The 24,770-nt window shown below is 66.0% G+C and carries 31 protein-coding genes; all 31 read right to left on the bottom strand.

Going from position 1 to position 24,770, the window contains the following annotated elements; all coding sequences use genetic code 11:
- Window positions 1-92 precede the first annotated feature (92 nt).
- A complete protein-coding gene (locus ACFLIM_RS28240) occupies window positions 93-521 on the bottom strand; it encodes a DUF1707 SHOCT-like domain-containing protein (protein WP_393170500.1) in 429 nt (142 codons plus the stop codon).
- Window positions 522-536: 15 nt separating this feature from the next.
- Window positions 537-1,346 (bottom strand): type I methionyl aminopeptidase, encoded by an 810-nt coding sequence (map, locus tag ACFLIM_RS28235; protein ID WP_393170785.1) that lies wholly within the window; start codon window positions 1,344-1,346, stop codon window positions 537-539.
- Between the two features lie 110 nt (window positions 1,347-1,456).
- Window positions 1,457-2,107 carry an adenylate kinase gene (locus tag ACFLIM_RS28230; RefSeq protein WP_393170499.1) on the bottom strand — a complete coding sequence of 217 codons (651 nt, stop codon included), beginning with the start codon at window positions 2,105-2,107 and terminating at the stop codon, window positions 1,457-1,459.
- Window positions 2,107-3,411, bottom strand: coding sequence for a preprotein translocase subunit SecY (gene secY / locus ACFLIM_RS28225; RefSeq protein ID WP_393170497.1), 1,305 nt, complete (start codon window positions 3,409-3,411; stop codon window positions 2,107-2,109). The genes ACFLIM_RS28230 and secY overlap by 1 nt, the downstream gene beginning before the upstream one ends.
- A gap of 167 nt (window positions 3,412-3,578) precedes the next feature.
- Window positions 3,579-4,034, bottom strand: coding sequence for a 50S ribosomal protein L15 (gene rplO, locus ACFLIM_RS28220; protein WP_393170496.1), 456 nt, complete (start codon window positions 4,032-4,034; stop codon window positions 3,579-3,581).
- A gap of 2 nt (window positions 4,035-4,036) precedes the next feature.
- A complete protein-coding gene (rpmD, locus tag ACFLIM_RS28215) occupies window positions 4,037-4,219 on the bottom strand; it encodes a 50S ribosomal protein L30 (RefSeq protein ID WP_030451484.1) in 183 nt (60 codons plus the stop codon).
- A 2-nt stretch (window positions 4,220-4,221) separates the two neighbouring features.
- Window positions 4,222-4,851 (bottom strand): 30S ribosomal protein S5, encoded by a 630-nt coding sequence (gene rpsE, locus ACFLIM_RS28210; protein ID WP_357705907.1) that lies wholly within the window; start codon window positions 4,849-4,851, stop codon window positions 4,222-4,224.
- Between the two features lie 49 nt (window positions 4,852-4,900).
- The gene (gene rplR / locus ACFLIM_RS28205) at window positions 4,901-5,284 is read right to left on the bottom strand and encodes a 50S ribosomal protein L18 (RefSeq protein ID WP_393170494.1); all 384 of its coding nucleotides are present in this window, start codon (window positions 5,282-5,284) and stop codon (window positions 4,901-4,903) included.
- Window positions 5,285-5,286: 2 nt separating this feature from the next.
- Window positions 5,287-5,829, bottom strand: a complete 543-nt coding sequence (rplF, locus tag ACFLIM_RS28200) for a 50S ribosomal protein L6 (RefSeq protein ID WP_393170492.1) — start codon at window positions 5,827-5,829, stop codon at window positions 5,287-5,289.
- A gap of 16 nt (window positions 5,830-5,845) precedes the next feature.
- Window positions 5,846-6,244 (bottom strand): 30S ribosomal protein S8, encoded by a 399-nt coding sequence (rpsH, locus tag ACFLIM_RS28195; protein ID WP_393170490.1) that lies wholly within the window; start codon window positions 6,242-6,244, stop codon window positions 5,846-5,848.
- A gap of 239 nt (window positions 6,245-6,483) precedes the next feature.
- The gene (locus tag ACFLIM_RS28190) at window positions 6,484-6,669 is read right to left on the bottom strand and encodes a type Z 30S ribosomal protein S14 (RefSeq protein WP_393170488.1); all 186 of its coding nucleotides are present in this window, start codon (window positions 6,667-6,669) and stop codon (window positions 6,484-6,486) included.
- A gap of 2 nt (window positions 6,670-6,671) precedes the next feature.
- A complete protein-coding gene (gene rplE / locus ACFLIM_RS28185; protein ID WP_393170486.1) occupies window positions 6,672-7,247 on the bottom strand; it encodes a 50S ribosomal protein L5 in 576 nt (191 codons plus the stop codon).
- The gene (gene rplX, locus ACFLIM_RS28180; protein ID WP_449291483.1) at window positions 7,247-7,552 is read right to left on the bottom strand and encodes a 50S ribosomal protein L24; all 306 of its coding nucleotides are present in this window, start codon (window positions 7,550-7,552) and stop codon (window positions 7,247-7,249) included. The genes rplE and rplX overlap by 1 nt, the downstream gene beginning before the upstream one ends.
- Window positions 7,552-7,923 carry a 50S ribosomal protein L14 gene (gene rplN, locus ACFLIM_RS28175; protein WP_026214151.1) on the bottom strand — a complete coding sequence of 124 codons (372 nt, stop codon included), beginning with the start codon at window positions 7,921-7,923 and terminating at the stop codon, window positions 7,552-7,554. The genes rplX and rplN overlap by 1 nt, the downstream gene beginning before the upstream one ends.
- Window positions 7,924-8,408: 485 nt before the next feature.
- Complete coding sequence (gene rpsQ, locus ACFLIM_RS28170) at window positions 8,409-8,711, bottom strand: 30S ribosomal protein S17 (RefSeq protein ID WP_393170484.1); 303 nt, start codon at window positions 8,709-8,711, stop codon at window positions 8,409-8,411.
- Window positions 8,704-8,940 (bottom strand): 50S ribosomal protein L29, encoded by a 237-nt coding sequence (rpmC, locus tag ACFLIM_RS28165; RefSeq protein WP_336212882.1) that lies wholly within the window; start codon window positions 8,938-8,940, stop codon window positions 8,704-8,706. Before rpmC ends, rpsQ begins: the two co-directional genes overlap by 8 nt.
- Window positions 8,940-9,359, bottom strand: coding sequence for a 50S ribosomal protein L16 (gene rplP / locus ACFLIM_RS28160; RefSeq protein ID WP_393170481.1), 420 nt, complete (start codon window positions 9,357-9,359; stop codon window positions 8,940-8,942). The genes rpmC and rplP overlap by 1 nt, the downstream gene beginning before the upstream one ends.
- A 2-nt stretch (window positions 9,360-9,361) precedes the next feature.
- Window positions 9,362-10,222, bottom strand: a complete 861-nt coding sequence (gene rpsC / locus ACFLIM_RS28155; RefSeq protein ID WP_393170480.1) for a 30S ribosomal protein S3 — start codon at window positions 10,220-10,222, stop codon at window positions 9,362-9,364.
- On the bottom strand, window positions 10,222-10,575 hold the full coding sequence (rplV, locus tag ACFLIM_RS28150) for a 50S ribosomal protein L22 (RefSeq protein WP_219539598.1): 354 nt from the start codon (window positions 10,573-10,575) through the stop codon (window positions 10,222-10,224). The genes rpsC and rplV overlap by 1 nt, the downstream gene beginning before the upstream one ends.
- A gap of 31 nt (window positions 10,576-10,606) precedes the next feature.
- Window positions 10,607-10,885 carry a 30S ribosomal protein S19 gene (gene rpsS, locus ACFLIM_RS28145; protein ID WP_195901242.1) on the bottom strand — a complete coding sequence of 93 codons (279 nt, stop codon included), beginning with the start codon at window positions 10,883-10,885 and terminating at the stop codon, window positions 10,607-10,609.
- 11 nt (window positions 10,886-10,896) lie between these two features.
- Window positions 10,897-11,733: a 50S ribosomal protein L2 gene (gene rplB / locus ACFLIM_RS28140; RefSeq protein ID WP_345558145.1), complete on the bottom strand. Its 837-nt coding sequence runs from the start codon at window positions 11,731-11,733 to the stop codon at window positions 10,897-10,899.
- Window positions 11,734-11,906: 173 nt separating this feature from the next.
- Window positions 11,907-12,209, bottom strand: a complete 303-nt coding sequence (rplW, locus tag ACFLIM_RS28135) for a 50S ribosomal protein L23 (protein WP_393170477.1) — start codon at window positions 12,207-12,209, stop codon at window positions 11,907-11,909.
- The gene (rplD, locus tag ACFLIM_RS28130) at window positions 12,209-12,856 is read right to left on the bottom strand and encodes a 50S ribosomal protein L4 (RefSeq protein ID WP_393170475.1); all 648 of its coding nucleotides are present in this window, start codon (window positions 12,854-12,856) and stop codon (window positions 12,209-12,211) included. The genes rplW and rplD overlap by 1 nt, the downstream gene beginning before the upstream one ends.
- Window positions 12,853-13,506: a 50S ribosomal protein L3 gene (gene rplC, locus ACFLIM_RS28125; RefSeq protein WP_393170473.1), complete on the bottom strand. Its 654-nt coding sequence runs from the start codon at window positions 13,504-13,506 to the stop codon at window positions 12,853-12,855. Before rplC ends, rplD begins: the two co-directional genes overlap by 4 nt.
- Before the next feature lie 14 nt (window positions 13,507-13,520).
- Window positions 13,521-13,829, bottom strand: a complete 309-nt coding sequence (gene rpsJ, locus ACFLIM_RS28120; RefSeq protein ID WP_012887830.1) for a 30S ribosomal protein S10 — start codon at window positions 13,827-13,829, stop codon at window positions 13,521-13,523.
- 255 nt (window positions 13,830-14,084) lie between these two features.
- A complete protein-coding gene (gene tuf / locus ACFLIM_RS28115) occupies window positions 14,085-15,278 on the bottom strand; it encodes an elongation factor Tu (protein ID WP_393170471.1) in 1,194 nt (397 codons plus the stop codon).
- 150 nt (window positions 15,279-15,428) lie between these two features.
- Window positions 15,429-17,477 carry an elongation factor G gene (fusA, locus tag ACFLIM_RS28110; RefSeq protein ID WP_393170781.1) on the bottom strand — a complete coding sequence of 683 codons (2,049 nt, stop codon included), beginning with the start codon at window positions 17,475-17,477 and terminating at the stop codon, window positions 15,429-15,431.
- Window positions 17,478-17,567: 90 nt separating this feature from the next.
- The gene (gene rpsG / locus ACFLIM_RS28105) at window positions 17,568-18,038 is read right to left on the bottom strand and encodes a 30S ribosomal protein S7 (RefSeq protein ID WP_393170469.1); all 471 of its coding nucleotides are present in this window, start codon (window positions 18,036-18,038) and stop codon (window positions 17,568-17,570) included.
- 2 nt (window positions 18,039-18,040) lie between these two features.
- Window positions 18,041-18,415 (bottom strand): 30S ribosomal protein S12, encoded by a 375-nt coding sequence (rpsL, locus tag ACFLIM_RS28100; protein WP_020542315.1) that lies wholly within the window; start codon window positions 18,413-18,415, stop codon window positions 18,041-18,043.
- A 721-nt stretch (window positions 18,416-19,136) separates the two neighbouring features.
- Entirely contained in the window at window positions 19,137-23,012 is a 3,876-nt protein-coding gene (locus ACFLIM_RS28095) for a DNA-directed RNA polymerase subunit beta' (RefSeq protein ID WP_393170467.1), read from the bottom strand.
- 16 nt (window positions 23,013-23,028) lie between these two features.
- Window positions 23,029-24,770 (bottom strand): DNA-directed RNA polymerase subunit beta (gene rpoB, locus ACFLIM_RS28090; protein ID WP_393170465.1); only part of this gene is annotated, 1,742 nt, incomplete at its 5' end.

Here is a 24,770-nt window from a genome sequence, read left to right as displayed (position 1 = left end):
TTGTGAGTTGTGTTCCCGACACAGCTCACGTTAGGAATCCGGACGTATCCGTACTGCGCACGAATGCACACAGTGCACTAGTGCACAAACGCCTACCGGCGCTTGGGCTGGCCACCGCCGAAGACGGTGCTCATCAGCAGGATCACGCCCCACGGGCCCATGACCCACAGCGGCCAGGGGTAGACCAGGTGGTCCGACGTAATGCTCACGATCAGCCAGATCCCCCAGTTGATGCCGCTGGCCATGGCCCAGGCACCCCAGGCCGCTCGCATGCCCGGGTGCAGGCCGCCCTGCGGTGCGGGGGTCGGCTTCGCCTTGGCTGGAAGGTGGCGCAGGTCCACGTCGGGCAGGTCGGCCGTCAGCTTGGCCAACTCGCCGTAGGTCTTGCTCTTGTAGAGCGATTCGAGCCGCTCGTTGAACTCGTCCATGGTGATGCGGCCCTGCGCGGTGTGTTCGCGGAGGATGGCGGCGACTCGATCGCGGTCGACGTCGGAGGCTCGCATTTCGGGGCTGTTCGCCATCCCACCCACTCCTGGCTAGTTCTGCAGTTGGGCCAGGCGCTCTTTGCCCCCATCTAGGGCGGTCAGCACCCAAGGACCATTATGTGTCACGGCGACGCTGTGCTCGAAGTGTGCGGACTGCTTGCCGTCGATCGTCACCACGGTCCAGTCGTCGGCCAGCACGCGGGTGCGCTCCGTGCCCAGGTTGACCATGGGCTCGATGGCCAGGCACATGCCCTCCTCCAGCACCGGGCCCCTGCCGGACTTGCCGTGGTTGGCGATCCACGGGTCCATGTGCATCTCGGTGCCGATGCCGTGGCCGCCGTACTCGGGAGGGATGCCGAAGCGGCCCTGCGACCTGACGTACCGCTCCACCTCGTGGCCGATGTTCGACAGGTGGCGGCCGACGGCCAGCGCGGCGATGCCGCGCCACATGGCCTCCTCCGTGATCCGCATCAGCTCCGTCAGCTTGGGGTCCACCTCGCCGATCGGGACCGTGACGGCCGAGTCGCCATGCCAGCCCTCCAGGATCGCGCCGCAGTCGATCGAAATGATGTCGCCCTCGCGCAGCTTGCGCGCATTGGTCGGGATGCCGTGCACCACCTCGTCGTTGACCGACGCGCAGATCGTCGCGGGGAAGCCCTGGTAGCCCTTGAACGACGGGATCGCGCCCTCGTCCCTGATCGCCTTCTCGGCGATGCCGTCGAGGTCGAGCGGCGTCATGCCGGGCTCGACCGAGCGCTTCAGCAGGTCAAGCGTGCGCCCGACCACCAGACCCGCGGCCCGCATCTTCTCGAGCTGCTCGGGCGACTTGATCTGGATCCCGTGCCTGTTACGTTTGAACATCATTTGCCCCCCTGGGTCGCAAACGGGCCACCTGGGAGCCCAATTCCCCCACAATAGCCGCGAGGTGGCACGGAAACCCGCGCCACCTCCGCAAATCGGTCGTACTCGGACTAACCCATGAACGGGCGGATCGCCTCCATCGCCCGCTGGGTGACCTCTTCGACCGGGCCCGTCGCGTCGACCCCCACGAGAATGCCCTCGTCGGCGTAGTAGGAGACCAGCGGCGCCGTCTGCTCCTGGTAGACCTCCAGGCGATGCCTGACCGTCTGCTCCTTGTCGTCGTCACGCTGGAACAGCGGCCCCCCGCAGGCGTCGCACTTGTCATCCTTCTTGTCATCGAACTCGACATGCCAGATGCGGCCGCACTGGCTGCAGGTGCGCCGGCCGGCCAGCCGCCTGACGACCTCGTCGTCGTCGACGACGAGCTCCAGCACGAGGTCGAGCGCCTGGCCCCAGTCCTTGAGCATGTCGCGCAGGATCTCGGCCTGCGCGACGTTCCTGGGGAAGCCGTCGAGCAGGAAACCGTCCTGCGCGTCGTCCTCCGACAGACGGTCACGGACCATGGCGATGGTCACCTCGTCGGGCACCAGGTCGCCACGGTCCATGTACGTCTTGGCCAGCCTGCCAAGGTCCGTGCCGCCCGAAACGTTGGCACGGAAGATGTCACCTGTCGAGATCTTCGGGATGGACAGGTTGGATGCGATGTACTGGGCCTGCGTCCCCTTACCCGCTCCGGGGGGCCCGACCAGAACGAGACGCACTACCGCAGGAAACCTTCGTAGTTACGCTGCTGCAGCTGGCTCTCGATCTGCTTCACCGTGTCCAGGCCGACGCCTACCATGATCAGAATGCTCGTCCCTCCGAACGGGAAGTTCTGGCTCGCACCAGACACCGCCAGCGCGACGATCGGGACCATGGAGATCAGACCCAGATAGAGCGAGCCCGGCGCGGTCAGGCGGTTGAGCACGAAGTTCAGGTATTCAGCCGTCGGACGGCCGGGACGGATGCCCGGAATGAAACCACCGTACTTCTTCATGTTGTCGGCGACTTCAGTGGGGTTGAACGTGATGGACACGTAGAAGTACGTGAAGAAGATGATCAGCAGGAAGAACGTGGTCATGTAGATGGGCGTGTCGCCCGTGGCCAGGTTCTGTGAGATCCAGCGGATGGCCGCGTTGTCCGTGGCCTGGAACAGCGAGGTGATCAGCTGCGGCAGGTAGAGCAGGGACGAGGCGAAGATGACCGGGATGATGCCGGCCTGGTTGACCTTGAGCGGAATGTACGTGGACGTGCCGCCGTACATCCTGCGGCCCACCATGCGCTTGGCGTACTGGACCGGGATGCGCCGCTGCGCCTGCTCGACGAAGACCACCGCGGCGATCATGAAGATGCCGACGATCATGACCACCGCGAAGGTGAACTTGTTCGCCTGGAAGATGTTGGTCAGCTCGGACGGGAAGACCGCGACGACCTGCGTGAAGATGAGGATGGACATGCCGTTGCCGACGCCGCGGTCGGTGATGAGCTCACCGAGCCACATGATCACCGACGTGCCGGCCGTCATGATGACGACCATCGTGACGATGCCGAAGATGTTGTCGGGGTCGAGCAGGACATCCTGCTGACAGTTCGGGAAGAGCTGGCCGGTGCGGGCCAGCGCGATGAAGGCGGTCGACTGCAGGATGGCGAGCCCGATGGTCAGATAACGCGTATACTGCGTGATCTTGGTCTGACCGGCCTGGCCTTCCTTCTTGAGCGCCTCGAGGCGTGGGATCACCACGACGAGCAGCTGGAGGATGATGCTCGCGGTGATGTACGGCATGATGCCCAGCGCGAACACTGACAACTTCAGGAGCGCGCCACCGCTGAAAAGCTGCACCATCCCATAGATGTTGCCGGCGGCTCCACTACGGGCCTGATCGAAACAGGCCGCGAGATTCTGGACGTGAACACCCGGAGTCGGAAGAACCGAGCCGAGTCGGAACAGCGCGATGATGCCCAGGGTGAAGAGCAACTTCTTGCGCAGGTCCGGTGTCCGGAACGCCCGGGTAAACGCGGTCAGCACGGTCCCTCCTGCGCGCCTTTACGGCGGTATGAGTATGCGATGGTGCGGGGATCTGCCATCTGAAGTCTCAGGTCAAACGAGCCGGACAGAATCCTGCCGTCTCGCGAACTCTAACGCACTACGGGCGTGGGGGCATTTGTCAAAGCCCCCACGCCTCGTAATTGCTCTTACAGCTCGGTAACGGAACCACCGGCGGCGGCGATCTTCTCCTTCGCGGCGGACGAGAAGGCGTGAGCCTGGACGTTCACCGCGACCGAGATCTCACCGGTGCCGAGGACCTTGACGAGCTGGTTCTTGCGAACGGCGCCCCTGGCGACCAGCGCCGCGACGGTGACCTCGCCACCCTCGGGGAACAGCTCGCCGAGCCGGTCGAGGTTGACGACCTGGTAGGTCGTCTTGAACAGCGCGTTGGAGAAGCCCTTGAGCTTCGGCAGACGCCTCTGCAGCGGCACCTGGCCACCCTCGAAGCCGAGGGGGACCGTCGTACGGGCGTGGCTGCCCTTGGTGCCGCGACCGGCCGTCTTGCCCTTCGACGCCTCGCCGCGACCCTTACGGATCTTGGCCTTGTTGGCGCCGGGGGCCGGACGCAAGTCGTGGATCTTGAGCGGAGCCTTGTCAGTCATGACTAGTCGACCTCTTCCACCTCGACGAGGTGCGTCACCACGGCGACCATCCCGCGAATCTCGGGCCGGTCCTCCTTGACGACGACATCGCCGATTCGCTTCAGGCCAAGCGAACGCAGCGAGTCACGCTGGTTCTGCTTGCCACCGATCTTCGAGCGAGTCTGAGTGATCTTCAGACGTGCCATGACTAGCTCACCGCCTTGGCCGCCGCGGCCTCCGCGATACCCTCGCGCTGAGCCTTCAGCATCCGGGCTGGGGCGACATCCTCGATCGGCAGGCCACGGCGGGCGGCGATCTCCTCGGGCCGCGAGAGGCCCTTCAGAGCCGCCACGGTGGCATGCACGATGTTGATCGGATTGTCCGAGCCGAGCGACTTGGACAGCACGTCGTGGATGCCGGCGCACTCCAGCACCGCACGCACCGGGCCACCGGCGATGACGCCGGTACCGGCCGAGGCCGGACGCAGGAAGACGACGCCGGCCGCCTCCTCGCCCTGCACCGTGTGCGGGATGGTGCCCTGGATCCTGGGCACCTTGAAGAAGTGCTTCTTCGCCTCTTCGACGCCCTTGGCGATGGCCGCGGGCACTTCCTTGGCCTTGCCGTAGCCGACGCCGACCAGGCCGTTGCCGTCACCGACGATGACGAGGGCGGTGAAGCTGAAGCGACGACCACCCTTCACGACCTTGGCCACTCGGTTGATCTTCACTACGCGCTCGATGTACGAGACGCCCTTGTCGGCGGCGCCGCCGCGGCGATCGTCACGACGGTCCCGCCGCTCGCCACCGGTGCCGCCACCGCGACGCGGAGCTGCAGCCATCAGTGGTTCCTCATCTCAGTTGCCATTAGTTGCGATCCCCGGGCCCTCATCAGAACTCGAGCCCGCCCTCGCGAGCGCTGTCGGCCAGCGCCGCGATTCGACCTGCATACCGGTTGCCGCCACGGTCGAACACGACCGCCGTGATCCCGGCTTCCTTGGCCCGCTGAGCGAGGAGCTCGCCGACCTTCTTCGCCTTCTCGGTCTTGTCCGCCTCGACCGTACGCAGCGCGGGGTCCATGGTGGACGCGCTCACCAGCGTGTGGCCGACGGAGTCGTCCACGATCTGCACGAACAGGTGACGAGTCGAACGGTTGACGACCAGGCGCGGACGCGCGGCCGTACCGACGACGTTCTTGCGGACGCGGCGGTGACGGCGGGCCCGCGAGACGGTGCGGGCAGCCGTGTGCTTGCCGAACGCAGTCTTCGGAGCCATGCCTACTTACCAGCCTTTCCGACCTTGCGGCGGATCTGTTCGCCCTGGTAACGCACGCCCTTGCCCTTGTACGGGTCGGGCTTGCGCAACTTGCGGATGTTGGCCGCGACCTCGCCGACCTTCTGCTTGTCGATGCCGTCCACGTGGAACAGGGTCGGCCGCTCGACGCGGAAGGAGACGCCCTCGGGGGCGTTGACGATGACCGGGTGGCTGAAGCCCAGAGAGAACTCCAGCTGCGTCGAGCCCTTGGCCTGGACACGATAACCGACGCCGACGATCTCCAGGGTCTTGGAGTAACCCTGGGTGACGCCCTGCACCATGTTGGCGATGAGCGTCCTGGACAGGCCGTGCAGCGCACGGACCTTGTTCTCGTCGTTGGGGCGGCTGACGGCGACGGCGCCGTCGTCGTCGCGGGCCACCGTGATGGGGTCCGCGACCTTGTGAGAAAGCGTGCCCTTCGGTCCCTTGACCTGGACATCCTGGCCGGTGATCGTGATGTCTACGCCACTTGGCACAGGGATGGGCAGCCGTCCGATTCGCGACATGCTGTGTTCCTCCCCTCTACCAGACGTAGGCGAGGACTTCCCCGCCCACACCACGCTTGCCGGCCTGCTTGTCGGTCATGAGACCGGCGGACGTCGAGATGATCGCGACGCCCAGCCCCCCCAGGACTCGAGGCAGGTTGTCCTTCTTCGCATAAACGCGCAGACCGGGCTTGGAAACCCGGCGCACGCCCGCGAGCGACCGCTCACGGGTAGGGCCGAACTTGAGCTCCACCACGAGGTTCTTGCCAACCTTGGCGTCCTCGACGGTCCAAGCCTGGATGTAGCCCTCCTGCTGGAGGATCTCGGCGATATGCGCCTTGATCTTCGAGTACGGCATCGACACACTCTCGTGGTACGCCGAGTTCGCGTTACGCAGACGTGTGAGCATGTCTGCGATCGGGTCGGTCATCGTCATGGCCAGTGGCCTTCCTCGCCGCGGTTTCCAGTCGGTGAAGCAGCTCTAATGGTCGAGTCCGCCTCAGCTTGCACCCTGAGGTCTGCTTCGCATCCCTCAGTGTCCGCTTCGGCTACCTCTCCGTGCTCTACCGGTGGACCTTCGGCGCGGTCACGGGCGCAAAGTGCGCCCTGCCTTCTACTGAATATGTGTGGCTGGTGATCACCTGGGAGGGCGACGCAGGGCCGCCCCCAGGGTAACTACCAGCTCGACTTGGTGATGCCGGGCAGCTCGCCCCGGTGCGCCATCTCGCGGAAGCACACGCGGCAGAGCCCGAACTTGCGGTAGACGGCGCGCGGCCGACCACAGCGTGTGCAACGAGTGTATGCCCGGACCTCGAACTTCGGCTTGCGCCCTGCCTTGGCGATCAGTGACTTCTTCGCCATGATCAGGCCTCCTTGAAGGGGAACCCGAGGAGCTTCAGCAGCGCCCGGCCCTGGTCGTCGTTCTTCGCGGTGGTCACGACCGTGATGTCCATGCCCCGCGGCCGGTCGACCTTGTCCTGGTCGACCTCGTGGAACATGACCTGCTCGGTCAGACCGAACGTGTAGTTGCCGTTGCCGTCGAACTGCTTGGGCGACAGGCCGCGGAAGTCCCTGATGCGGGGCAGCGCCAGCGCCAGCAGCCGGTCGAGGAACTCCCACATGCGGTCGCCGCGCAGCGTGACGTGCGCGCCGATCGGCATGCCCTCGCGCAGCTTGAACTGGGCGATGGACTTGCGGGCCCGGACGACGGCCGGCTTCTGGCCGGTGATCGCGGTGAGGTCGCGGACGGCGCCTTCGATGAGCTTGGAGTCGCGAGCCGCCTCGCCGACGCCCATGTTGACCTTGATCTTGGTCAGGGCCGGGATCTGCATGACGTTCTCGATGCCGAACTGCTCGCGAAGCTGGGCCGCGATCTCCTCGCGGTACTTCGTCTTCAGGCGCGGCGTCGGGCGCTCGGTCTCAGTGGTCGTGGCAGTCATCAGCTGTCCTCACCCGTCTCGTCGGCCTTCTTGTCCTCGGCCTTCTTCTCGGCGGGCTTGTCGTCCTTGAGCTTCTTCACGTTCGACACGTGGATCGAAGCCTCCATGGTCTGCACGCCGCCGGTCTTGGCGCCACGCGGGCCCTGGTGGGTCTCCTTGGTGTGCTTCTTGATCATGTTGACGCCCTCGACCACCACGCGGTCCTCGCGCGGGAACGTGGCGATCACGTGACCCTTGGCACCCTTGTCCTTGCCGGCGATGACCTGGACCAGGTCACCCTTCTTCACATGCAACGACTTCGGCATCACAGCACCTCCGGGGCGAGCGAGATGATGCGCATGAACTTCTTGTCGCGCAGTTCCCGGCCGACCGGGCCGAAGATACGGGTGCCGCGAGGGTCACCGCTGTCCTTGATGATGACGGCGGCGTTCTCGTCGAAGCGGATGTAGGAGCCGTCGGGCCGGCGGCGCTCCTTGACCGTGCGGACGATGACGGCCTTGACCACATCGCCCTTCTTGACGCCCGTGCTGCCGGGCAGCGCGTCCTTGACAGTGGCGACGATGACGTCACCGATACCGGCGTAGCGTCGGCCCGAGCCACCGAGAACGCGGATGCAAAGGATCTCCTTCGCGCCCGTGTTGTCGGCGACCTTGAGCCGCGACTCCTGCTGGATCACTTTTCACTCCTGGTTAGTCGCGCCGGTTCTCTTCTCGCTCGAAGAGCCTGGCGGAACTCTCTGTTTTCTTGGTCCTCCGCCACAACCCTCGGGGGGCTCCGCCCCCCAAGTGCCCCCGAAAACCCCGGGGGCTTCGCCCCCCATGGTCTCCAAACGGTCTCTTGAGGGCTTCGCCCCCAAGAGCCCCCCGAAAACCCCGGGGGCTTCGCCCCCCATGGTCTCCAAACGGTCTCTTGAGGGCTCCGCCCCCAAGAGCCCCCCGAAAACCCCGGGGGCTTCGCCCCCCATGGTCTCCAAACGGTCTCTTGAGGGCTTCGCCCCCAAGAGCCCCCCGGAAACCCTGGGGGCTTTGCCCCCCGTGGTGTTCAGGCGGCCCCATGGGCCGCGCCGGAGGCGACGCGAGGTCCTAGCGGACCTCGCGTCCTTGGACGCCGTCGTGGGGGTCTGAGAGCCCCCACGAGGCGCGGCATATCCGAGAAGGAGAGTTACTTGGCCTTCTCGAGGATCTCCACGACCCTCCACCGCTTGGTGGCGGAGAGGGGGCGGGTCTCCATCAGCAGCACGCGGTCACCAACGCCACAGGCGTTGGCCTCGTCGTGCGCCTTGTACTTGGTCGTACGGCGGATGACCTTGCCGTACAGGCGGTGCTTCACGCGGTCCTCGACGGCGACGACGACGGTCTTGTCCATCTTGTCGCTGACGACGAGGCCCTCACGGACCTTGCGGAAGTTCCGCCCGGCCTCGGTGGTCGTCTCGGTAGTCGTCTCAGTGGTCTCGGTCTCAGCCATCGCTCGTCTCCTTCTCGACCGTGACGATGCCCAGCTCGCGCTCGCGCATCACGGTGTAGATACGGGCGATCTCGCGGCGGACGGCACGCAGCCGCCCGTGGCTCTCCAACTGACCGGTCGCCGCCTGGAAGCGGAGGTTGAACAGCTCCTCCTTCGCCTCCTTGAGCTTCTGGACCAGGGTGTCCTGGTCCTCCACCCGCAGCTCGCCGGCGGTCAGGCTCTTAGCCATCACGCCTCACCCATTTCACGCTTAACGATCTTGCACTTCATCGGCAGCTTGTGAATCGCCCTGGTGAGCGCCTCACGCGCGACCTCTTCAGAGACACCCGACAGCTCGAACATCACGCGTCCGGGCTTGACGTTGGCGATCCACCACTCCGGCGAACCCTTACCGGAACCCATGCGGGTCTCGGCGGGCTTCTTGGTGAGGGGACGGTCCGGGTAGATGTTGATCCAGACCTTGCCGCCACGCTTGATGTGACGGGTCATGGCGATACGAGCCGACTCGATCTGGCGGTTGGTCACATAGGAGTGCTCCATCGCCTGAATGCCGAACTCGCCGAACACGACCCTGGTGCCGCCCTTGGCGGCACCACTGCGGTCGGGCCGGTGCTGCTTACGGTGCTTGACCCTGCGCGGGATCAGCATGGTCAGCTCCCTTCAGCACCCGGCTGCGCAGCCGGGCCGGTCTCGGGGGCGGTCGTCTGTGCGGCCGCCTCGGTGCGGGGGGCACGGTCGCCGCGGCCGCCACCACGACGGGGGCGGTCACCGCCACCGCGACGGGGACGGTCTCCGCCGCCACCGCCACCACCACCGCGACGGTCGTCGCGGTCGCGGCGCTGGCCGGCACGAGCGCCTGCGGCGGCCGCCTCACGCTCGGCGCGGCTCGTCGGAGCCTCGCCCTTGTAGATCCAGACCTTCACGCCGATCCGGCCGAAGGTGGTACGGGCCTCGTAGAAGCCGTAGTCGATGTCCGCGCGGAGCGTGTGCAGCGGCACGCGGCCCTCGCGGTAGAACTCCGACCGCGACATCTCGGCGCCGCCCAGACGACCGGAGCACTGGACACGGATGCCCTTGGCGCCGGACTTCATGGCCGACTGCATCGCCTTGCGCATGGCACGGCGGAACGAGACCCGGCTGGACAGCTGCTCGGCGACGCCCTGCGCGACGAGCTGGGCGTCGATCTCAGGGTTCTTGACCTCGAGGATGTTGAGCTGGACCTGCTTCTTGGTCAGCTTCTCCAGGTCGCCACGGATACGGTCCGCCTCGGCGCCGCGCCGGCCGATCACGATGCCCGGACGCGCGGTGTGGATGTCCACCTGTACGCGGTCCGTGGTGCGCTCGATCTCGACCTTGGAGATGCCGGCCCGCTCCATGCCCTTCTGCAGCATGCGGCGGATCGACACGTCCTCGGCGACGTACGACTTGTACAGCTTGTCGGCGTACCACCGGCTCTTGAAGTCGGTCGTGATGCCGAGGCGGAACCCGTGCGGGTTAACCTTCTGGCCCACTATCGGGTCCTTCCCTTCGGCTCGCGGGACTCCACGATCACGGTGATGTGGCTCGTCCGCTTGTTGATCCGATAGGCGCGACCCTGTGCACGCGGACGGAACCGCTTCAGCGTCGGGCCTTCGTCGACCCACGCCCGGCTCACGAAGAGCGTCTGGGGGTCGAGATCGAAGTTGTGCTCAGCATTCGCCATCGCGCTGCTCAGCACCTTGTAGATCGGCTCGCTCGCCGACTGGGGAGCGAACTGCAGCACGGCCTGCGCCTCCGAAGCGGGCAGCCCGCGAATAAGGTCCACCACACGGCGGGCCTTGAGGGGCGTGACGCGGACGAACCGCGCCTGAGCCCTGGCTTCCATCGCTTACTCCTCTAACTGCTTCTGAAGGCGTCTATCGCCGGCTGCGCCGGTCGTCCTTGACGTGGCTGCGGAATGTCCGCGTGGGCGCGAACTCTCCGAGCTTGTGGCCGATCATCGACTCGGTGATGAACACCGGGACGTGCTTGCGGCCGTCGTGCACGGCGATCGTGTGACCCAGCATGTCGGGCACGATCATGGAGCGCCGCGACCACGTCTTGATGACGGTCTTGGTGCCCTTCTCGTTCTGGACGTCGACCTTCTTCTGAAGGTGGTCGTCCACGAAGGGACCCTTCTTAAGGCTACGTGGCATCTCGGCTGCTCCTACCGCTTCTTCCTCTTGCTCCGACGACGGATGATCAGCCGGTCGCTGGACTTGTTGGCCTGGCGGGTGCGACCCTCGGGCTTGCCCTTCGGGTTCACCGGGTGGCGACCACCGGAGGTCTTACCCTCACCACCACCGTGCGGGTGGTCGACGGGGTTCATGGCGACACCGCGTACGGTCGGGCGCTTGCCCTTCCACCGCATGCGGCCGGCCTTGCCCCAGTTGATGTTGGCCTGCTCGGCGTTGCCGACCTGACCCACCGAGGCCCGGCAGCGCACGTCCACCATGCGCATCTCACCGGACGGCATACGCAGCGTGGCGTACGTGCCTTCCTTGGCGAGCAGCTGGATCTGGGCGCCCGCGGAACGGCCGAGCTTGGCGCCGCCGCCCGGACGGAGCTCCACCGCGTGGATGAAGGTACCGGTCGGGATGTTGCGCAGCGGCAGGCAGTTGCCCGGCTTGATGTCGGCCCCGGGGCCGTTCTCGATACGGTCGCCCTGCTTGAGGCCCGTCGGCGCGATGATGTAGCGCTTCTCGCCGTCGGCGTAGTGGAGCAGAGCGATATTGGCGGTGCGGTTGGGGTCGTACTCGATGTGAGCGACCTTCGCCGGAATGCCGTCCTTGTCATGCCTACGGAAGTCAATGATCCGGTAGGCGCGCTTGTGACCGCCGCCTTGGTGGCGCGCGGTGACCCGGCCGTGTACGTTGCGGCCGCCCTTGCTGTGAAGGGGCGCAAGCAACGACTTCTCGGGCGTGCTGCGGGTGATCTCGGAGAAGTCCGAGACACTCGATCCGCGGCGACCCGGAGTCGTCGGCTTGTACTTACGGATGCCCATCTTTTTCGTTCATCCTTCGATCTACCTCAGAATCCAAAGGATTCTGAGGTGTCCCTAAATATTTCGCGCGAAGCGCCTAACCTGCGGGGGGCGAGCCCCCCGCATGCCCCCCAACTGCTTGGGCCTTCGGGCCTTCTGCTTGGAAATCATCGCTTCGCGATGATTTCCGCGGGTTAGCCGATCTGACCGAAGATGTCGATCCGATCGCCTTCCACCAGGCTCACGATCGCGCGCTTGGTGTCGGGACGCTTGCCGTAACCGGTACGGGTGCGCTTGCGCTTACCCTGCCGGTTGATGGTGTTCACGCTGGTGACCTTGACCCCGAAGATCTGCTCAACAGCGATCTTGACCTGGGTCTTGTTCGCAGTGTTCTTCACCAGGAACGTGTACTTGTTGTTCTCATCGATCAGGCCGTAGCTCTTCTCAGAGACGACCGGCTTGATGATGATGTCGCGCGGGTCGGCGATCTTCTCCATCAGGCCTCTTCCTTCCCGCTATTGCTCAGGCGAGCAACGACCTGGTCGTACGCCTCCTGCGTGAAGACCACGTCGTCGGCCACGAGCACGTCGTACGTGTTGAGCTGCCCGGAGTCCAGCAGGTGGACCTCGGGAGCGTTACGCAGGCTCAGCCAGGTCAGCTCGTCGGCCTCGTCTACCACGACGAGGACGCGGGGCGACTGGGTGATCTTGCGCAGGGCCTCCAGGGCAGCCTTGGTCTTGGGGGTCTCCCCCGCGACCAGCGTGCTGACCACGTGGACGCGACCGCCGCCGGCCCTGTCGGAGAGGGCGCCACGCAGGGCGGCGACCTTCATCTTCTTGGGCGTCCGCTGCGAGTAGTCACGCGGAACCGGACCGTGGACAACGCCACCGCCGGTGAACTGCGGCGCGCGGGTCGAGCCCTGACGGGCGCGACCAGTGCCCTTCTGGCGGTACGGCTTCTTACCGCCACCACGGACCTCACCACGGGTCTTGGCCTTGTGCGTGCCCTGCCGGCGAGCGGCGAGCTGGGCCACGACCACCTGGTGGATCAGTGGAACGTTGACCTTGGCGCCGAAGACGTCTTCGGGCAGGTCAACCGTGCCGGTCTTGGCGCCGCTAGGGTCGAGGACGTCAATGCTGGTCACTTCGCAGCCCCCTTCTTGGCGGCGGTGCGGACGAGGACGAGGCTGCCATTGGCGCCGGGGATCGCACCCTTGATCAGGATGAGACCGTTCTCGGCGTCGATGGCGTGAACCTTGAGGCTCTGCACAGTGGTGCGGACGTTACCCATCCGGCCAGCCATGCGCAGACCCTTGAAAACGCGGCCCGGGGTGGCGCAGCCACCGATGGAACCCGGCGAACGGTGCTTGCGCTGCGTACCGTGCGACGCGCTCAGGCCCTTGAAGCCGTGCCGCTTCATGACACCAGCGAAGCCCTTGCCCTTGCTCTTGCCCGTCACGTCGACGAACTGGCCGGCCTCGAAGGTGTCGGCCAGCAGCTCCTGGCCCAGGGTGTAGTCGCTCGCGTCGTCGGTGCGGATCTCCGCGAAGTAACGGCGCGGGGTGATGTCGTGCTTACGCAGGTAGTCGCCGAGCGGCTTGTTGACCTTCCGGGGGTCGACCTGCCCGAACCCGAGCTGGATGGCGGAGTAGCCGTCCTTGTCGGCGGTGCGGACGCGGGTCACCACGCACGGACCGGCCTCGACCACGGTCACCGGCACCATCCGGTTGTCCGCGTCGAAGACCTGGGTCATGCCGAGCTTCTTGCCCAGGACGCCCTTGATCGTCTTAGCCATGTCAGTGCGTTCCCTCAGAGCTTGATCGAAATGTCGACACCCGCTGGGAGGTCGAGCCGCATGAGCGAGTCAACCGTCTTGGGAGTCGGATCGATGATGTCAATCAGCCGCTTGTGCGTGCGCATCTCGAAGTGCTCGCGGCTGTCCTTGTACTTGTGCGGCGAACGGATGACGCAGTACACGTTCTTCTCGGTCGGCAGCGGCACCGGGCCCGCGACCTTCGCGCCAGTCCGCGTCACCGTCTCGACGATTTTCTTGGCCGAGCTATCGATGACCTCGTGGTCATAGGCCTTAAGCCGAATGCGGATCTTCTGTCCCGCCATAGTGGCCTCGGTGTCCTTCGCTGTCGTCTGAAAAAGTATCGTGCGGCCTTTTGCCGCTGTATTGCTGCAGGTCAGGACCTGCGTGACCCCACGAGGCAGACGCGGTGGAGCTGCCTTCTTCTTCCGTGATCCGGCAGTGACTTCGGTCACATGTCCTTCGGCCGAAGTGACTGCTGGATCACGGCGCTGTGCATGGAGCCCTTGTACGTGGTTCGGCGGCCGGCTCCAGAGTGCGGGGGCCGGCCGCCGTCCCAGCTACTTGATGATCTTCACGACCCGGCCGGCGCCGACGGTGCGGCCACCCTCACGGATCGCGAACTTGAGGCCTTCCTCCATGGCGATGGGCTGGATCAGCTCAACGCGCATTTCGGTGTTGTCGCCCGGCATGACCATCTCCGTGCCCTCGGGGAGGTTCACGACACCGGTCACGTCAGTCGTACGGAAGTAGAACTGCGGGCGGTAGTTGTTGAAGAACGGCGTGTGGCGGCCGCCCTCGTCCTTGGACAGGATGTAGACCTGGCCGGTGAACTCGGTGTGCGGGGTGGTCGTGCCCGGCTTGATGATGCACTGGCCGCGCTCGACCTCGTCGCGCTTGATGCCGCGGAGCAGCAGGGCGGCGTTGTCGCCCGCCTCGCCCGTGTCCAGCATCTTGTTGAACATCTCGATGCTGGTGACGGTGGTGGTCGTCTTCTCCGGCTTGATGCCGATGATGTCGACCTGCTCGTTGACCTTGACGACACCGCGCTCGATACGACCGGTGACGACGGTGCCGCGACCGGTGATCGAGAAGACGTCCTCGACCGGCATGAGGAACGGCTTGTCCGTCTCACGCGGCGGCTCGGGCACGTTCTCGTCCACGGCGTTCATGAGCTCGACGATGCTGTCGGCCCACTTCTCGTCGCCCTCGAGTGCCTTGAGGGCGGAGACGCGTACGACGGGCAGGTCGTCGCCGGGGAACTCCTGAGCGGACAGGAGCTCGCGGACCTCGAGCTCGACGAGCTCGAGGATCTCCTCGTCGTCGACCATGTCGGCCTTGTTGAGGGCCACGACGATGTAGGGGACGCCGACCTGGCGGGCCAGGAGGACGTGCTCCTTCGTCTGCGGCATCGGGCCGTCGGTGGCGGCGACCACCAGGATGGCGCCGTCCATCTGAGCTGCACCGGTGATCATGTTCTTCACATAGTCGGCGTGCCCGGGGCAGTCAACGTGCGCGTAGTGACGCTTCTCGGTCTGGTACTCGACGTGCGCGATCGAGATCGTGATGCCGCGAGCCTTCTCCTCCGGCGCCTTGTCGATCTTGTCGAACGGGGTCGCCTTGTTGATCTCCGGGAAACGGTCGTGAAGCACCTTGGTGATCGCCGCGGTCAGCGTGGTCTTGCCGTGGTCGATGTGTCCAATGGTGCCGATGTTCATGTGCGGCTTAGTCCGCTCGAACTTGGCCTTGCCCACTGGTTCTCTCCTTGAGAATCTGACTGACTTTCGTCTACACACTCGGGCCCGGGAACTCCCGAACCCCTTGGCGGTGAGGTGGCTCGCGCCACCCCACCAGGGACCAGGACAGAAGTCCTGGTACGACCCGTCACCGGGTCGGACCAGGAACTATTCGCCCCGGGCCTTCGCGACGATCTCCTTGGCGATGCCGGGCGGCACCTCCGCGTAGGAGTCGAACTGCATGCTGTAGCTCGCCCGCCCCTGCGTCTTGCTACGCAGGTCGCCCACGTAGCCGAACATCTCAGACAGCGGTACGAGCGCCTGAACGACCCGGGCGCCGGCCCGCTCGTCCATCGCCTGGATCTGCCCCCGGCGACCGTTGAGGTCGCCGATGACGTCACCCATGTAATCCTCGGGCGTGGTGACCTCGACGGCCATCATCGGCTCGAGGAGCACGGCGTCCGCCCTGCGCGCGGCCTCCTTGAAGGCCATCGAGCCGGCGATCTTGAAGGCCATTTCCGAGGAGTCGACGTCGTGCGCGGCGCCGTCGGTCAGCGTAACCTTCACGCCGACCATCGGGTAACCGGCCAGCACACCGAACTCGGCGGCCTCTTGAGCGCCCGCGTCGACCGAAGGGATGTACTCCCTCGGGACGCGGCCACCCGTGACCTTGTTCTCGAACTCGTAGCCGTCGTTGCCTTCGCCCAGCGGCTCGAGGTTGATGATCACCCGCGCGAACTGGCCGGAACCACCGGTCTGCTTCTTGTGGGTGTAGTCCAGCTTCTCCACCTTGCGGCGGATGGTCTCGCGGTAGGCGACCTGAGGACGGCCGACGTTGGCCTCGACCCGGAACTCGCGGCGCATCCGGTCGACGAGGATCTCCAGGTGGAGTTCGCCCATGCCCCAGATGACCGTCTGGCCGGTCTCCTCGTCACGGCGGACCTGGAAGGACGGGTCCTCCTCGGCCAGCCGCTGGATCGCGGTCGACAGCTTCTCCTGGTCGCCCTTGGTCTTGGGCTCGATGGCGACGTTGATGACCGGAGCCGGGAACGTCATCGACTCGAGCACGACCTGGTTCGACGGGTCGGACAGGGTGTCGCCGGTCGTGGTGTCCTTCAGACCCATGACCGCGACGATCTGGCCGGCGATGGCCGTCGGCCGCTCCTCACGCTTGTTGGCGTGCATCTGGTAGATCTTGCCGATCCGCTCTTTCTTGCCCTTCACAGAGTTGACGACCTGTGAACCGGTCTCGAGCGTGCCCGAGTAGATGCGGATGTAGGTGAGCTTGCCCAGGTGCGGGTCGCTGGCGATCTTGAAGGCCAGAGCGGAGAACGGCTCGGTCGGGTCCGCGTGCCGCTCGATGACCTTGTCCTCGTTGCCGACCGCGTGGCCCTTGAAGGCCGGGATGTCGGTCGGCGCGGGCAGGTAGGCGACGATCGCGTCGAGCAGGGGCTGCACGCCCTTGTTCTTGAACGCGGTGCCGCAGAGCACCGGGTTGATGGCGCTGGACACCGTCGCGCGGCGGATGGCCGCGACCAGCTGCTCCTCGGTGGGCTCGGTGCCCTCGAGGTAGAGCTCCATCAGCTCGTCGTCGTTCTCGGCGACGGTCTCGATCAGGCGGTCCCGCCACTCGCGAGCGGCCTCGGCGTGGTCGGCCGGGATCTCGACGGTGTCGTACATCTCGCCCTTGGCGGCCTCGGCGCTCCAGATGAGACCCTGCATCTTGATGAGGTCGATGATGCCCTTGAAGTCGGCCTCGACGCCCCAGGGAAGCTGGATGACCGCCGGGGTCGCGGCCAGACGGCTGACCATCATCTCGACGCAGCGGTGGAACTCCGCGCCGACCCGGTCCATCTTGTTCACGAAGCAAATGCGCGGGACGTTGTAGCGGTCAGCCTGGCGCCACACCGTCTCCGACTGCGGCTCGACACCCGCGACGCCGTCGAACACGGCGACGGCACCGTCGAGGACGCGGAGCGAACGCTCCACCTCGATGGTGAAGTCGACGTGACCCGGGGTGTCGATGATGTTGATGGTGTGACCGAGCCACTCGCAAGTCGTCGCGGCAGACGTGATCGTGATGCCGCGCTCCTGCTCCTGCTCCATCCAGTCCATCGTGGCAGCGCCCTCGTGGACTTCACCGATCTTGTAGTTGATGCCGGTGTAGAACAGGATGCGCTCGGTCGTGGTGGTCTTGCCCGCGTCGATATGGGCCATGATCCCGATGTTGCGGACCTTGGCCAGGTCAAGAGCGGTCGTGGTGGCCACTTCTCTCGCGTCCTCGTCGTCTCGTCGAACCCGCCGGGGTTACCAGCGGTAGTGGGCGAAGGCCTTATTGGACTCGGCCATCTTGTGGGTGTCCTCGCGCTTCTTCACGCTCGCCCCGAGGCCGTTGCTGGCGTCGAGGAGCTCGTTCATGAGGCGCTCGGTCATGGTCTTCTCGCGGCGGGCGCGGGAGTACTGCACCAGCCAGCGCAGGGCCAGGGTGGTGCTGCGCGCGGCGCGCACCTCGACCGGCACCTGGTAGGTCGCGCCACCGACACGACGGCTGCGGACCTCGAGGGTCGGCTTGACGTTGTCAAGCGCGCGCTTCAGAGTCACGACCGGGTCGTTGCCCGTCTTCTCCTTGCAGCCTTCGAGGGCGCCGTAGACGATCGACTGCGCGATGGAGCGCTTGCCGTCCAGGAGCACCTTGTTGATCAGGGCGGTCACCAGAGGGGAGCTGTAAACCGGGTCAGACATCAGCTGACGACGGCCAGGAGAACCCTTACGAGGCATGGTTAGCTCTTCTCCTTCTTCGCGCCGTAGCGGCTACGGGCCTGCTTGCGGTTGCGCACACCCTGAGTGTCGAGCGAACCGCGGATGATCTTGTAGCGAACACCAGGCAGGTCCTTCACACGACCGCCACGCACGAGCACGATGGAGTGCTCCTGCAGGTTGTGGCCCACACCGGGGATGTAGGCCGTGACCTCGATGCCGTTCGTGAGCCGAACGCGAGCCACCTTGCGCAGTGCCGAGTTGGGCTTCTTCGGGGTGGTGGTGTAAACGCGCTGGCACACGCCGCGCCGCTGCGGACTCCCCTTGAGGGCAGGAGTCTTGGTCTTGGAGACCTTGTCCTGCCGGCCCTTGCGGACCAACTGCTGAATAGTGGGCACTGCCACTCCGTTTCGTGCCTTGGCCGGTGCTACGTCATTGGGTCTTGCATTTCGCAGGTTCTGCCGGTGTCATGACCTGCTGGTTTTCCCCGTCTCGGCGCCCCCGCGCTCGGGCGTGTCGCGCTATTCACACAGACACATCCGTGAGGATTACGAGCCAGGAAGCCGTCCTACGCCCGCAATGAGCGCACGGTCGAGGGCCCGCATAGAGACGGGCACGATGTCCAAGACTACCCAGGCCCATGCGACACGTCAAAACGGCGCGACAAAGCCGATAAGCCTTGCCACTCCGGATCGCCGGGGCCTACTTCATCCAGCCCATCTACAGCTCCACAGCCATGGTATCCGCCCACCACAGCATTCCGCACAGAGATCCCAGTACGAGCACCACAGGCCTCAGAGCCGCACCCGACCACCGGCTCAGCCAATCTCGCCACACCCAAGGGCCAGGCTTACCCAGCACCCCCGTAAGAGAGCCCGCGCAACGACTCACAACGCACCACGTGGCCCCGGCCCACGACGCACCACGTCCCCTGGCCCACAATGCGTCGTAGCGGCGCCCAGCCCCGCACAGGGTCAGAGGCCGTCCCCCTGGAAGGCCCTCAGCCCCGTGCGGCGTTTGGGGTCACCACGGCAGCGCGTAACGGATAAGGGGCCTGAACGCGACGCGCCCGGGCCCTCGAAACGAGAGACCCGGGCGCATCACCTAGAAACTGAAATTTCACCGATTGTACTGGCCGAAGTCGTATTCCTCGAGAGGAACCGCCTCGCCACTGCCGGTGCCGAAGGTATAGTCGGCGGCGGAGCCGTCGTAGCCGCCGACGGTGTACATGGCCGCCTTCGCCTCCTCGGTCGGCTCCACCCGGATGTTGCGGTACTGCGGCATACCGGTGCCGGCCGGGATGAGCTTGCCGATGATGACGTTCTCCTTCAGGCCCAGGAGCGAGTCGGACTTGGCGTGGATCGCCGCGTCCGTCAGGACCCTGGTCGTCTCCTGGAAGGAGGCCGCCGACAACCACGACTCGGTCGCGAGCGACGCCTTCGTGATGCCCATGAGCACCGGACGGCCGGCGGCCGGGGAGCCGCTCTCCGCCACCGTCTCGCGGTTCATCAGCTCGAAGCGCGGACGCTCCACGAGCTCGCCGGGCAGCAGGTCGGTGTCACCGGACTCCAGCACGTTCACGCGCTTGAGCATCTGCCGCACGATGATCTCGATGTGCTTGTCGTGGATCGACACACCCTGCGACCGGTAGACCTGCTGGACCTCCGCCACCAGGTGCAGCTGCACGGCCCGCGGGCCGAGGATGCGCAGCACCTCGTTGGGGTTGACCGCACCGGCGACGAGCTGCTGGCCGACCGTGACACGCTGGCCGTCCTGCACGAGCAGGCGCGACCGCATCGACACCGGGTAGGCGATCTCCTCCGAACCGTCGTCGGGGGTGATCACGATCTTCCTGGTCTTGTCGGTCTCGTCGATCCGCGCCCGGCCCTCGGTCTCGGAGATCGGGGCGACACCCTTGGGGATGCGCGCCTCGAACAGCTCCGTGACACGGGGCAGGCCGTGGGTGATGTCGGCGCCGGCCACACCACCGGTGTGGAACGTACGCATCGTCAGCTGCGTGCCCGGCTCGCCGATCGACTGGGCGGCGATGATGCCGACCGCCTCGCCGACGTCCACGAGCTTGCCGGTGGCCAGCGAGCGGCCGTAGCAGGTCGCGCAGACACCGATCTTGGCCTCGCAGACGAGCGCGCTGCGGGTACGCACGGTCTCGACGCCGGCCTCGACCAGCTTCGTCACGTGGATGTCGTTGATGTCGACGCCCGCCGCGACGATGACCTTGCCGTCGACCTCGACGTCCTCGGCCAGGATGCGGCCGTGCACGTTGGACTCGGCGTTCTCTGCCTTGACCAGGTTGCCCGACGCGTCACGGTCGGCGACGTGCAGCGGGACCGCGCGGTCGGTGCCGCAGTCGATCTCGCGCACGATGACGTCCTGCGCCACGTCCACCAGACGCCGGGTCAGGTAACCCGAGTCCGCGGTACGCAGCGCCGTGTCGGCCAGACCCTTCCGCTGACCGTGGGTGGAGATGAAGTACTCCAGCACCGACAGGCCCTCGCGGAACGAGGCCTTGATCGGCCGCGGGATCGTCTCACCCTTGGTGTTGGACACCAGGCCGCGGATGCCGGCGATCTGCCGGACCTGCATCTTGTTACCGCGGGCGCCGGAGTTGACCATCATCCAGACCGGGTTGGTCGCCGGGAAGGCGTTGACCATGTCGGTCTCGACGTCGGCCGTCGCGTGCGTCCAGATCTCGATGAGCTCCTGACGGCGCTCCTCGTCGGTGATCAGACCGCGCTCGTACTCGCGCTGGACCTTGTCCGCCCGGCGCTCGTAGTTTTCCATGATGTCGATCTTGTTCGGGGGCGCGACGACGTCCTCGATCGAGATCGTGACACCGGAGCGGGTCGCCCAGCGGAAGCCCGCGTCCTTGAGCGCGTCGAGCGAGTTGGCGACCTCGATCTTGGGATAGGTCTCCGCCAGCTCGTTCACGATCGTGGACAGCTGCTTCTTGCCGACCTGGAAGTCGACGAACGGGTAGCTCTCGGGCAGCGTCTGGTTGAACAGGCACCGCCCGAACGTCGTCTCCAGCCGGATCGGGTCGCCCTGCTCCCAGCCCTCGGGAGCGACCCACTCGCGCGGCGGCAGGACGTCCTTCAGCCGGATCTGGATCTTCGCCTGGATCTCCAGCTCACCGCGGTCGAAGGCCATCTGCGACTCGGCGATCGAGCCGAACACGCGGCCCTCGCCGATCGCCCCGTCCTTCTGGGTGGTCAGCCAGTAGAGGCCGATGACCATGTCCTGGGTGGGCATCGTCACGGGCTTGCCGTCGGCCGGCTTGAGGATGTTGTTGGTCGAGAGCATCAGGATGCGTGCCTCGGCCTGGGCCTCAGCCGACAGCGGCAGGTGCACGGCCATCTGGTCGCCGTCGAAGTCCGCGTTGAACGCGGTGCAGACGAGCGGGTGGATCTGGATGGCCTTGCCCTCGACCAGCTGCGGCTCGAACGCCTGGATGCCCAGGCGGTGGAGCGTCGGAGCGCGGTTGAGCAGCACCGGGTGCTCGGTGATGACCTCTTCGAGCACGTCCCACACCACAGGGCGGGCGCGCTCGACCATCCGCTTGGCCGACTTGATGTTCTGGGCGTGGTTGAGGTCGACCAGCCGCTTCATCACGAACGGCTTGAACAGCTCCAGCGCCATCTGCTTGGGCAGGCCGCACTGGTGCAGCTTGAGCTGCGGGCCGACGACGATGACCGAACGGCCCGAGTAGTCGACTCGCTTGCCCAGCAGGTTCTGACGGAACCGGCCCTGCTTGCCCTTCAGCATGTCGCTGAGGGACTTCAACGGCCGGTTGCCGGGACCGGTGACCGGGCGACCGCGGCGGCCGTTGTCGAACAGCGCGTCCACGGCCTCCTGCAGCATCCGCTTCTCGTTGTTCACGATGATCTCGGGCGCGCCGAGGTCGAGCAGTCGCTTGAGGCGGTTGTTGCGGTTGATGACCCGGCGGTAGAGGTCGTTGAGGTCGGAGGTCGCGAACCGGCCACCGTCGAGCTGCACCATCGGGCGCAGGTCCGGCGGGATGACCGGGATGCAGTCGAGCACCATGCCGCGCGGCGAGTTGGTCGTGTTGAGGAACGCCGACACGACCTTGAGCCGCTTGAGCGCGCGGGCCTTCTTCTGGCCCTTGCCGCTGCGGATGGTCTCGCGCAGGTTCTCCGACTCGACGTCGAGGTCGAAGCTGATCAGACGGTCCTGGATCGCCTGCGCGCCCATGCCGCCCTTGAAGTAGCGGCCGAAGCGGTCGCGCATCTCGCGGTAGAGCAGCTCGTCGCCCTCGAGGTCCTGGACCTTGAGGTTCTTGAAGCGGCTCCAGACCTCGTCGAGCCGGTCCAGCTCGCGCTGGGCCCGGTCGCGGAGCTGACGCATCTCACGCTCGGCGCCCTCGCGGACCTTACGGCGCTGGTCGCCCTTGGCGCCCGCCGCCTCGAGCTCGGCCAGGTCGCCCTCGAGCTTCTTCTGCCTGGTTTCGACGTCGGAGTCGCGGCGCTGCTCGATGTGCTGCCGCTCGACGGAGATCTTCGCCTCCAGCGAGGGCAGGTCACGCTCACGCATCTCGGTGTCGACATGCGTGATCATGTACGCCGCGAAGTAGATGACCTTCTCCAGGTCCTTCGGGGCCAGGTCGAGCAGGTAGCCGAGGCGTGACGGGACGCCCTTGAAGTACCAGATGTGGGTGACCGGCGCGGCCAGCTCGATGTGGCCCATCCGCTCACGACGCACCTTGGCGCGAGTCACCTCGACGCCACAGCGCTCACAGATGATGCCCTTGAACCGGACGCGCTTGTACTTGCCGCAGTAGCACTCCCAGTCGCGGGTCGGACCGAAGATCTTCTCGCAGAAGAGCCCGTCCTTTTCCGGCTTGAGAGTCCGGTAGTTGATGGTCTCCGGCTTCTTGACCTCGCCGTGCGACCACTGACGGATGTCGTCGGCGGTCGCGAGACCGATCCTGAGCTCGTCGAAGAAGTTGACGTCTAGCATTTTTGCGATCTCCCCCTCAGACTTCTTCCACGCTGCTCGGCTCACGCCGGGACAGATCGATGCCGAGCTCCTCCGCGGCGCGGAAGACGTCCTCGTCGGTGTCACGCATCTCGATGGACATGCCGTCGCTGGAGAGCACCTCGACGTTGAGGCACAGCGACTGCATCTCCTTGATGAGCACCTTGAAGGACTCCGGAATGCCCGGCTCGGGAATGTTCTCGCCCTTGACGATCGCCTCGTAGACCTTCACGCGGCCCAGGACGTCGTCGGACTTGATGGTCAGCAGCTCCTGCAGGGCGTAGGCGGCGCCGTACGCCTCCAGCGCCCACACCTCCATCTCACCGAAGCGCTGGCCACCGAACTGGGCCTTACCGCCGAGCGGCTGCTGAGTGATCATGGAGTACGGGCCGGTCGAACGAGCGTGGATCTTGTCGTCGACCAGGTGCAGGAGCTTGAGGATGTAGATGTAGCCGACCGAGATCGGGTAGGGGAACGGCTCACCACTGCGCCCGTCGAACAGCCGGGCCTTGCCGCTCTGCTGCACCATCCGGTCGCCGTCACGGTTGGCCACGGTGCTGTCGAGCAGCCCGACGATCTCCTCCTCGTGGGCGCCGTCGAAGACCGGGGTGGCCATGTTGGTGCGCGGGGCGACCTTGTCGAAGCCCTTGTCACGCAGCCGCTCGGCCCACGCCTCCTGAACGCCCGAGATGTCCCAGCCGCGCGCGGCGATCCAGCCCAGGTGGGTCTCCAGCACCTGGCCGACGTTCATCCGGCCGGGCACGCCCAGCGGGTTGAGGATGATGTCGACCGGGGTGCCGTCCTCCAGGAACGGCATGTCCTCGACCGGCAGGATCTTGGAGATGACGCCCTTGTTGCCGTGCCGGCCGGCCAGCTTGTCACCGTCGGTGATCTTACGCTTCTGCGCCACGTAGACGCGCACCAGCTCGTTGACGCCGGGCGGCAGCTCGTCGCCCTCCTCACGGCTGAACACGCGGACGCCGATGACCTTGCCCTGCTCGCCGTGCGGCACCTTCAGCGAGGTGTCGCGGACTTCGCGGGCCTTCTCCCCGAAGATCGCGCGCAGCAGCCGCTCCTCCGGCGTCAGCTCGGTCTCCCCCTTCGGGGTGACCTTGCCGACCAGGATGTCACCGGGCACCACCTCGGCGCCGATCCGGATGATGCCGCGCTCGTCGAGGTCGGCCAGGACCTCCTCGGAGACGTTCGGGATGTCCCGGGTGATCTCCTCGGGACCCAGCTTGGTGTCACGGGCGTCGACCTCGTGCTCCTCGATGTGGATCGAGGACAGGACGTCGTCCTGGACCAGGCGCTGGGACAGGATGATGGCGTCTTCGTAGTTGTGGCCCTCCCACGGCATGAACGCCACGAGCAGGTTCTTGCCGAGCGCCATCTCACCGTTCTCGGTGCAGGGGCCGTCGGCGATGACCTGGTTGACCTCGACCCGGTCGCCTTCGACGACGATGGGCTTCTGGTTGAAGGAGGTGCCCTGGTTGGAGCGCTTGAACTTGGCGACGCGGTACGTCGTCCGCGTGCCGTCGTCGTTCATGACGGTGATGTAGTCGGCGGAGACCTCCTCCACCACACCGGCCTTCTCGGCGCTGATCACGTCGCCGGCGTCGGTCGCGGCACGGTATTCCATGCCGGTGCCGACCAGCGGCGCCTCGCTCTTGAGCAGCGGCACCGACTGGCGCTGCATGTTGGAGCCCATGAGCGCGCGGTTGGCGTCGTCGTGCTCGAGGA

This window comes from Nonomuraea marmarensis, from assembly GCF_043197025.1.
GTDB lineage: Bacteria > Actinomycetota > Actinomycetes > Streptosporangiales > Streptosporangiaceae > Nonomuraea > Nonomuraea marmarensis.
Note: the sequence above shows the minus strand (reverse complement) of the source record. Positions and strands in the feature narration are given on the sequence as shown.

Bases quoted from the DNA above. Each gene is read 5' to 3' on its own strand.
- ACFLIM_RS28095 (WP_393170467.1), bottom strand. From the start codon at position 23,012: ATGCTAGACGTCAACTTCTTCGACGAGCTCAGGATCGGTCTCGCGACC.
- ACFLIM_RS28190 (WP_393170488.1), bottom strand. From the start codon at position 6,669: ATGGCGAAGAAGTCACTGATCGCCAAGGCAGGGCGCAAGCCGAAGTTC.
- rplX (WP_449291483.1), bottom strand. From the start codon at position 7,552: ATGCCGAAGTCGTTGCATGTGAAGAAGGGTGACCTGGTCCAGGTCATC.
- rplE (WP_393170486.1), bottom strand. From the start codon at position 7,247: ATGACTGCCACGACCACTGAGACCGAGCGCCCGACGCCGCGCCTGAAG.
- rplW (WP_393170477.1), bottom strand. From the start codon at position 12,209: ATGGAGAAGATCGCCGACCCGCGCGACATCATCATCAAGCCGGTCGTC.
- rpsJ (WP_012887830.1), bottom strand. From the start codon at position 13,829: ATGGCGGGACAGAAGATCCGCATTCGGCTTAAGGCCTATGACCACGAG.
- rpsS (WP_195901242.1), bottom strand. From the start codon at position 10,885: ATGCCACGTAGCCTTAAGAAGGGTCCCTTCGTGGACGACCACCTTCAG.
- rpsG (WP_393170469.1), bottom strand. From the start codon at position 18,038: ATGCCTCGTAAGGGTTCTCCTGGCCGTCGTCAGCTGATGTCTGACCCG.
- rplB (WP_345558145.1), bottom strand. From the start codon at position 11,733: ATGGGCATCCGTAAGTACAAGCCGACGACTCCGGGTCGCCGCGGATCG.
- ACFLIM_RS28240 (WP_393170500.1), bottom strand. From the start codon at position 521: ATGGCGAACAGCCCCGAAATGCGAGCCTCCGACGTCGACCGCGATCGA.
- rpsH (WP_393170490.1), bottom strand. From the start codon at position 6,244: ATGACGATGACCGACCCGATCGCAGACATGCTCACACGTCTGCGTAAC.
- rpmC (WP_336212882.1), bottom strand. From the start codon at position 8,940: ATGGCTAAGAGCCTGACCGCCGGCGAGCTGCGGGTGGAGGACCAGGAC.
- rplC (WP_393170473.1), bottom strand. From the start codon at position 13,506: ATGGCTAAGACGATCAAGGGCGTCCTGGGCAAGAAGCTCGGCATGACC.
- rpsQ (WP_393170484.1), bottom strand. From the start codon at position 8,711: ATGGCTGAGACCGAGACCACTGAGACGACTACCGAGACGACCACCGAG.
- map (WP_393170785.1), bottom strand. From the start codon at position 1,346: ATGTTCAAACGTAACAGGCACGGGATCCAGATCAAGTCGCCCGAGCAG.
- rpmD (WP_030451484.1), bottom strand. From the start codon at position 4,219: ATGGCACGTCTGAAGATCACTCAGACTCGCTCGAAGATCGGTGGCAAG.
- rpsE (WP_357705907.1), bottom strand. From the start codon at position 4,851: ATGGCTGCAGCTCCGCGTCGCGGTGGCGGCACCGGTGGCGAGCGGCGG.
- rplV (WP_219539598.1), bottom strand. From the start codon at position 10,575: ATGGAAGCCAGGGCTCAGGCGCGGTTCGTCCGCGTCACGCCCCTCAAG.
- rplO (WP_393170496.1), bottom strand. From the start codon at position 4,034: ATGACTGACAAGGCTCCGCTCAAGATCCACGACTTGCGTCCGGCCCCC.
- fusA (WP_393170781.1), bottom strand. From the start codon at position 17,477: ATGGCCCATATCGACGCGGGCAAGACCACCACGACCGAGCGCATCCTG.
- rplP (WP_393170481.1), bottom strand. From the start codon at position 9,359: ATGCTGATCCCGCGCAGGGTCAAGCACCGTAAGCAGCACCGGCCCGAC.
- rplR (WP_393170494.1), bottom strand. From the start codon at position 5,284: ATGGCTCCGAAGACTGCGTTCGGCAAGCACACGGCTGCCCGCACCGTC.
- rplF (WP_393170492.1), bottom strand. From the start codon at position 5,829: ATGTCGCGAATCGGACGGCTGCCCATCCCTGTGCCAAGTGGCGTAGAC.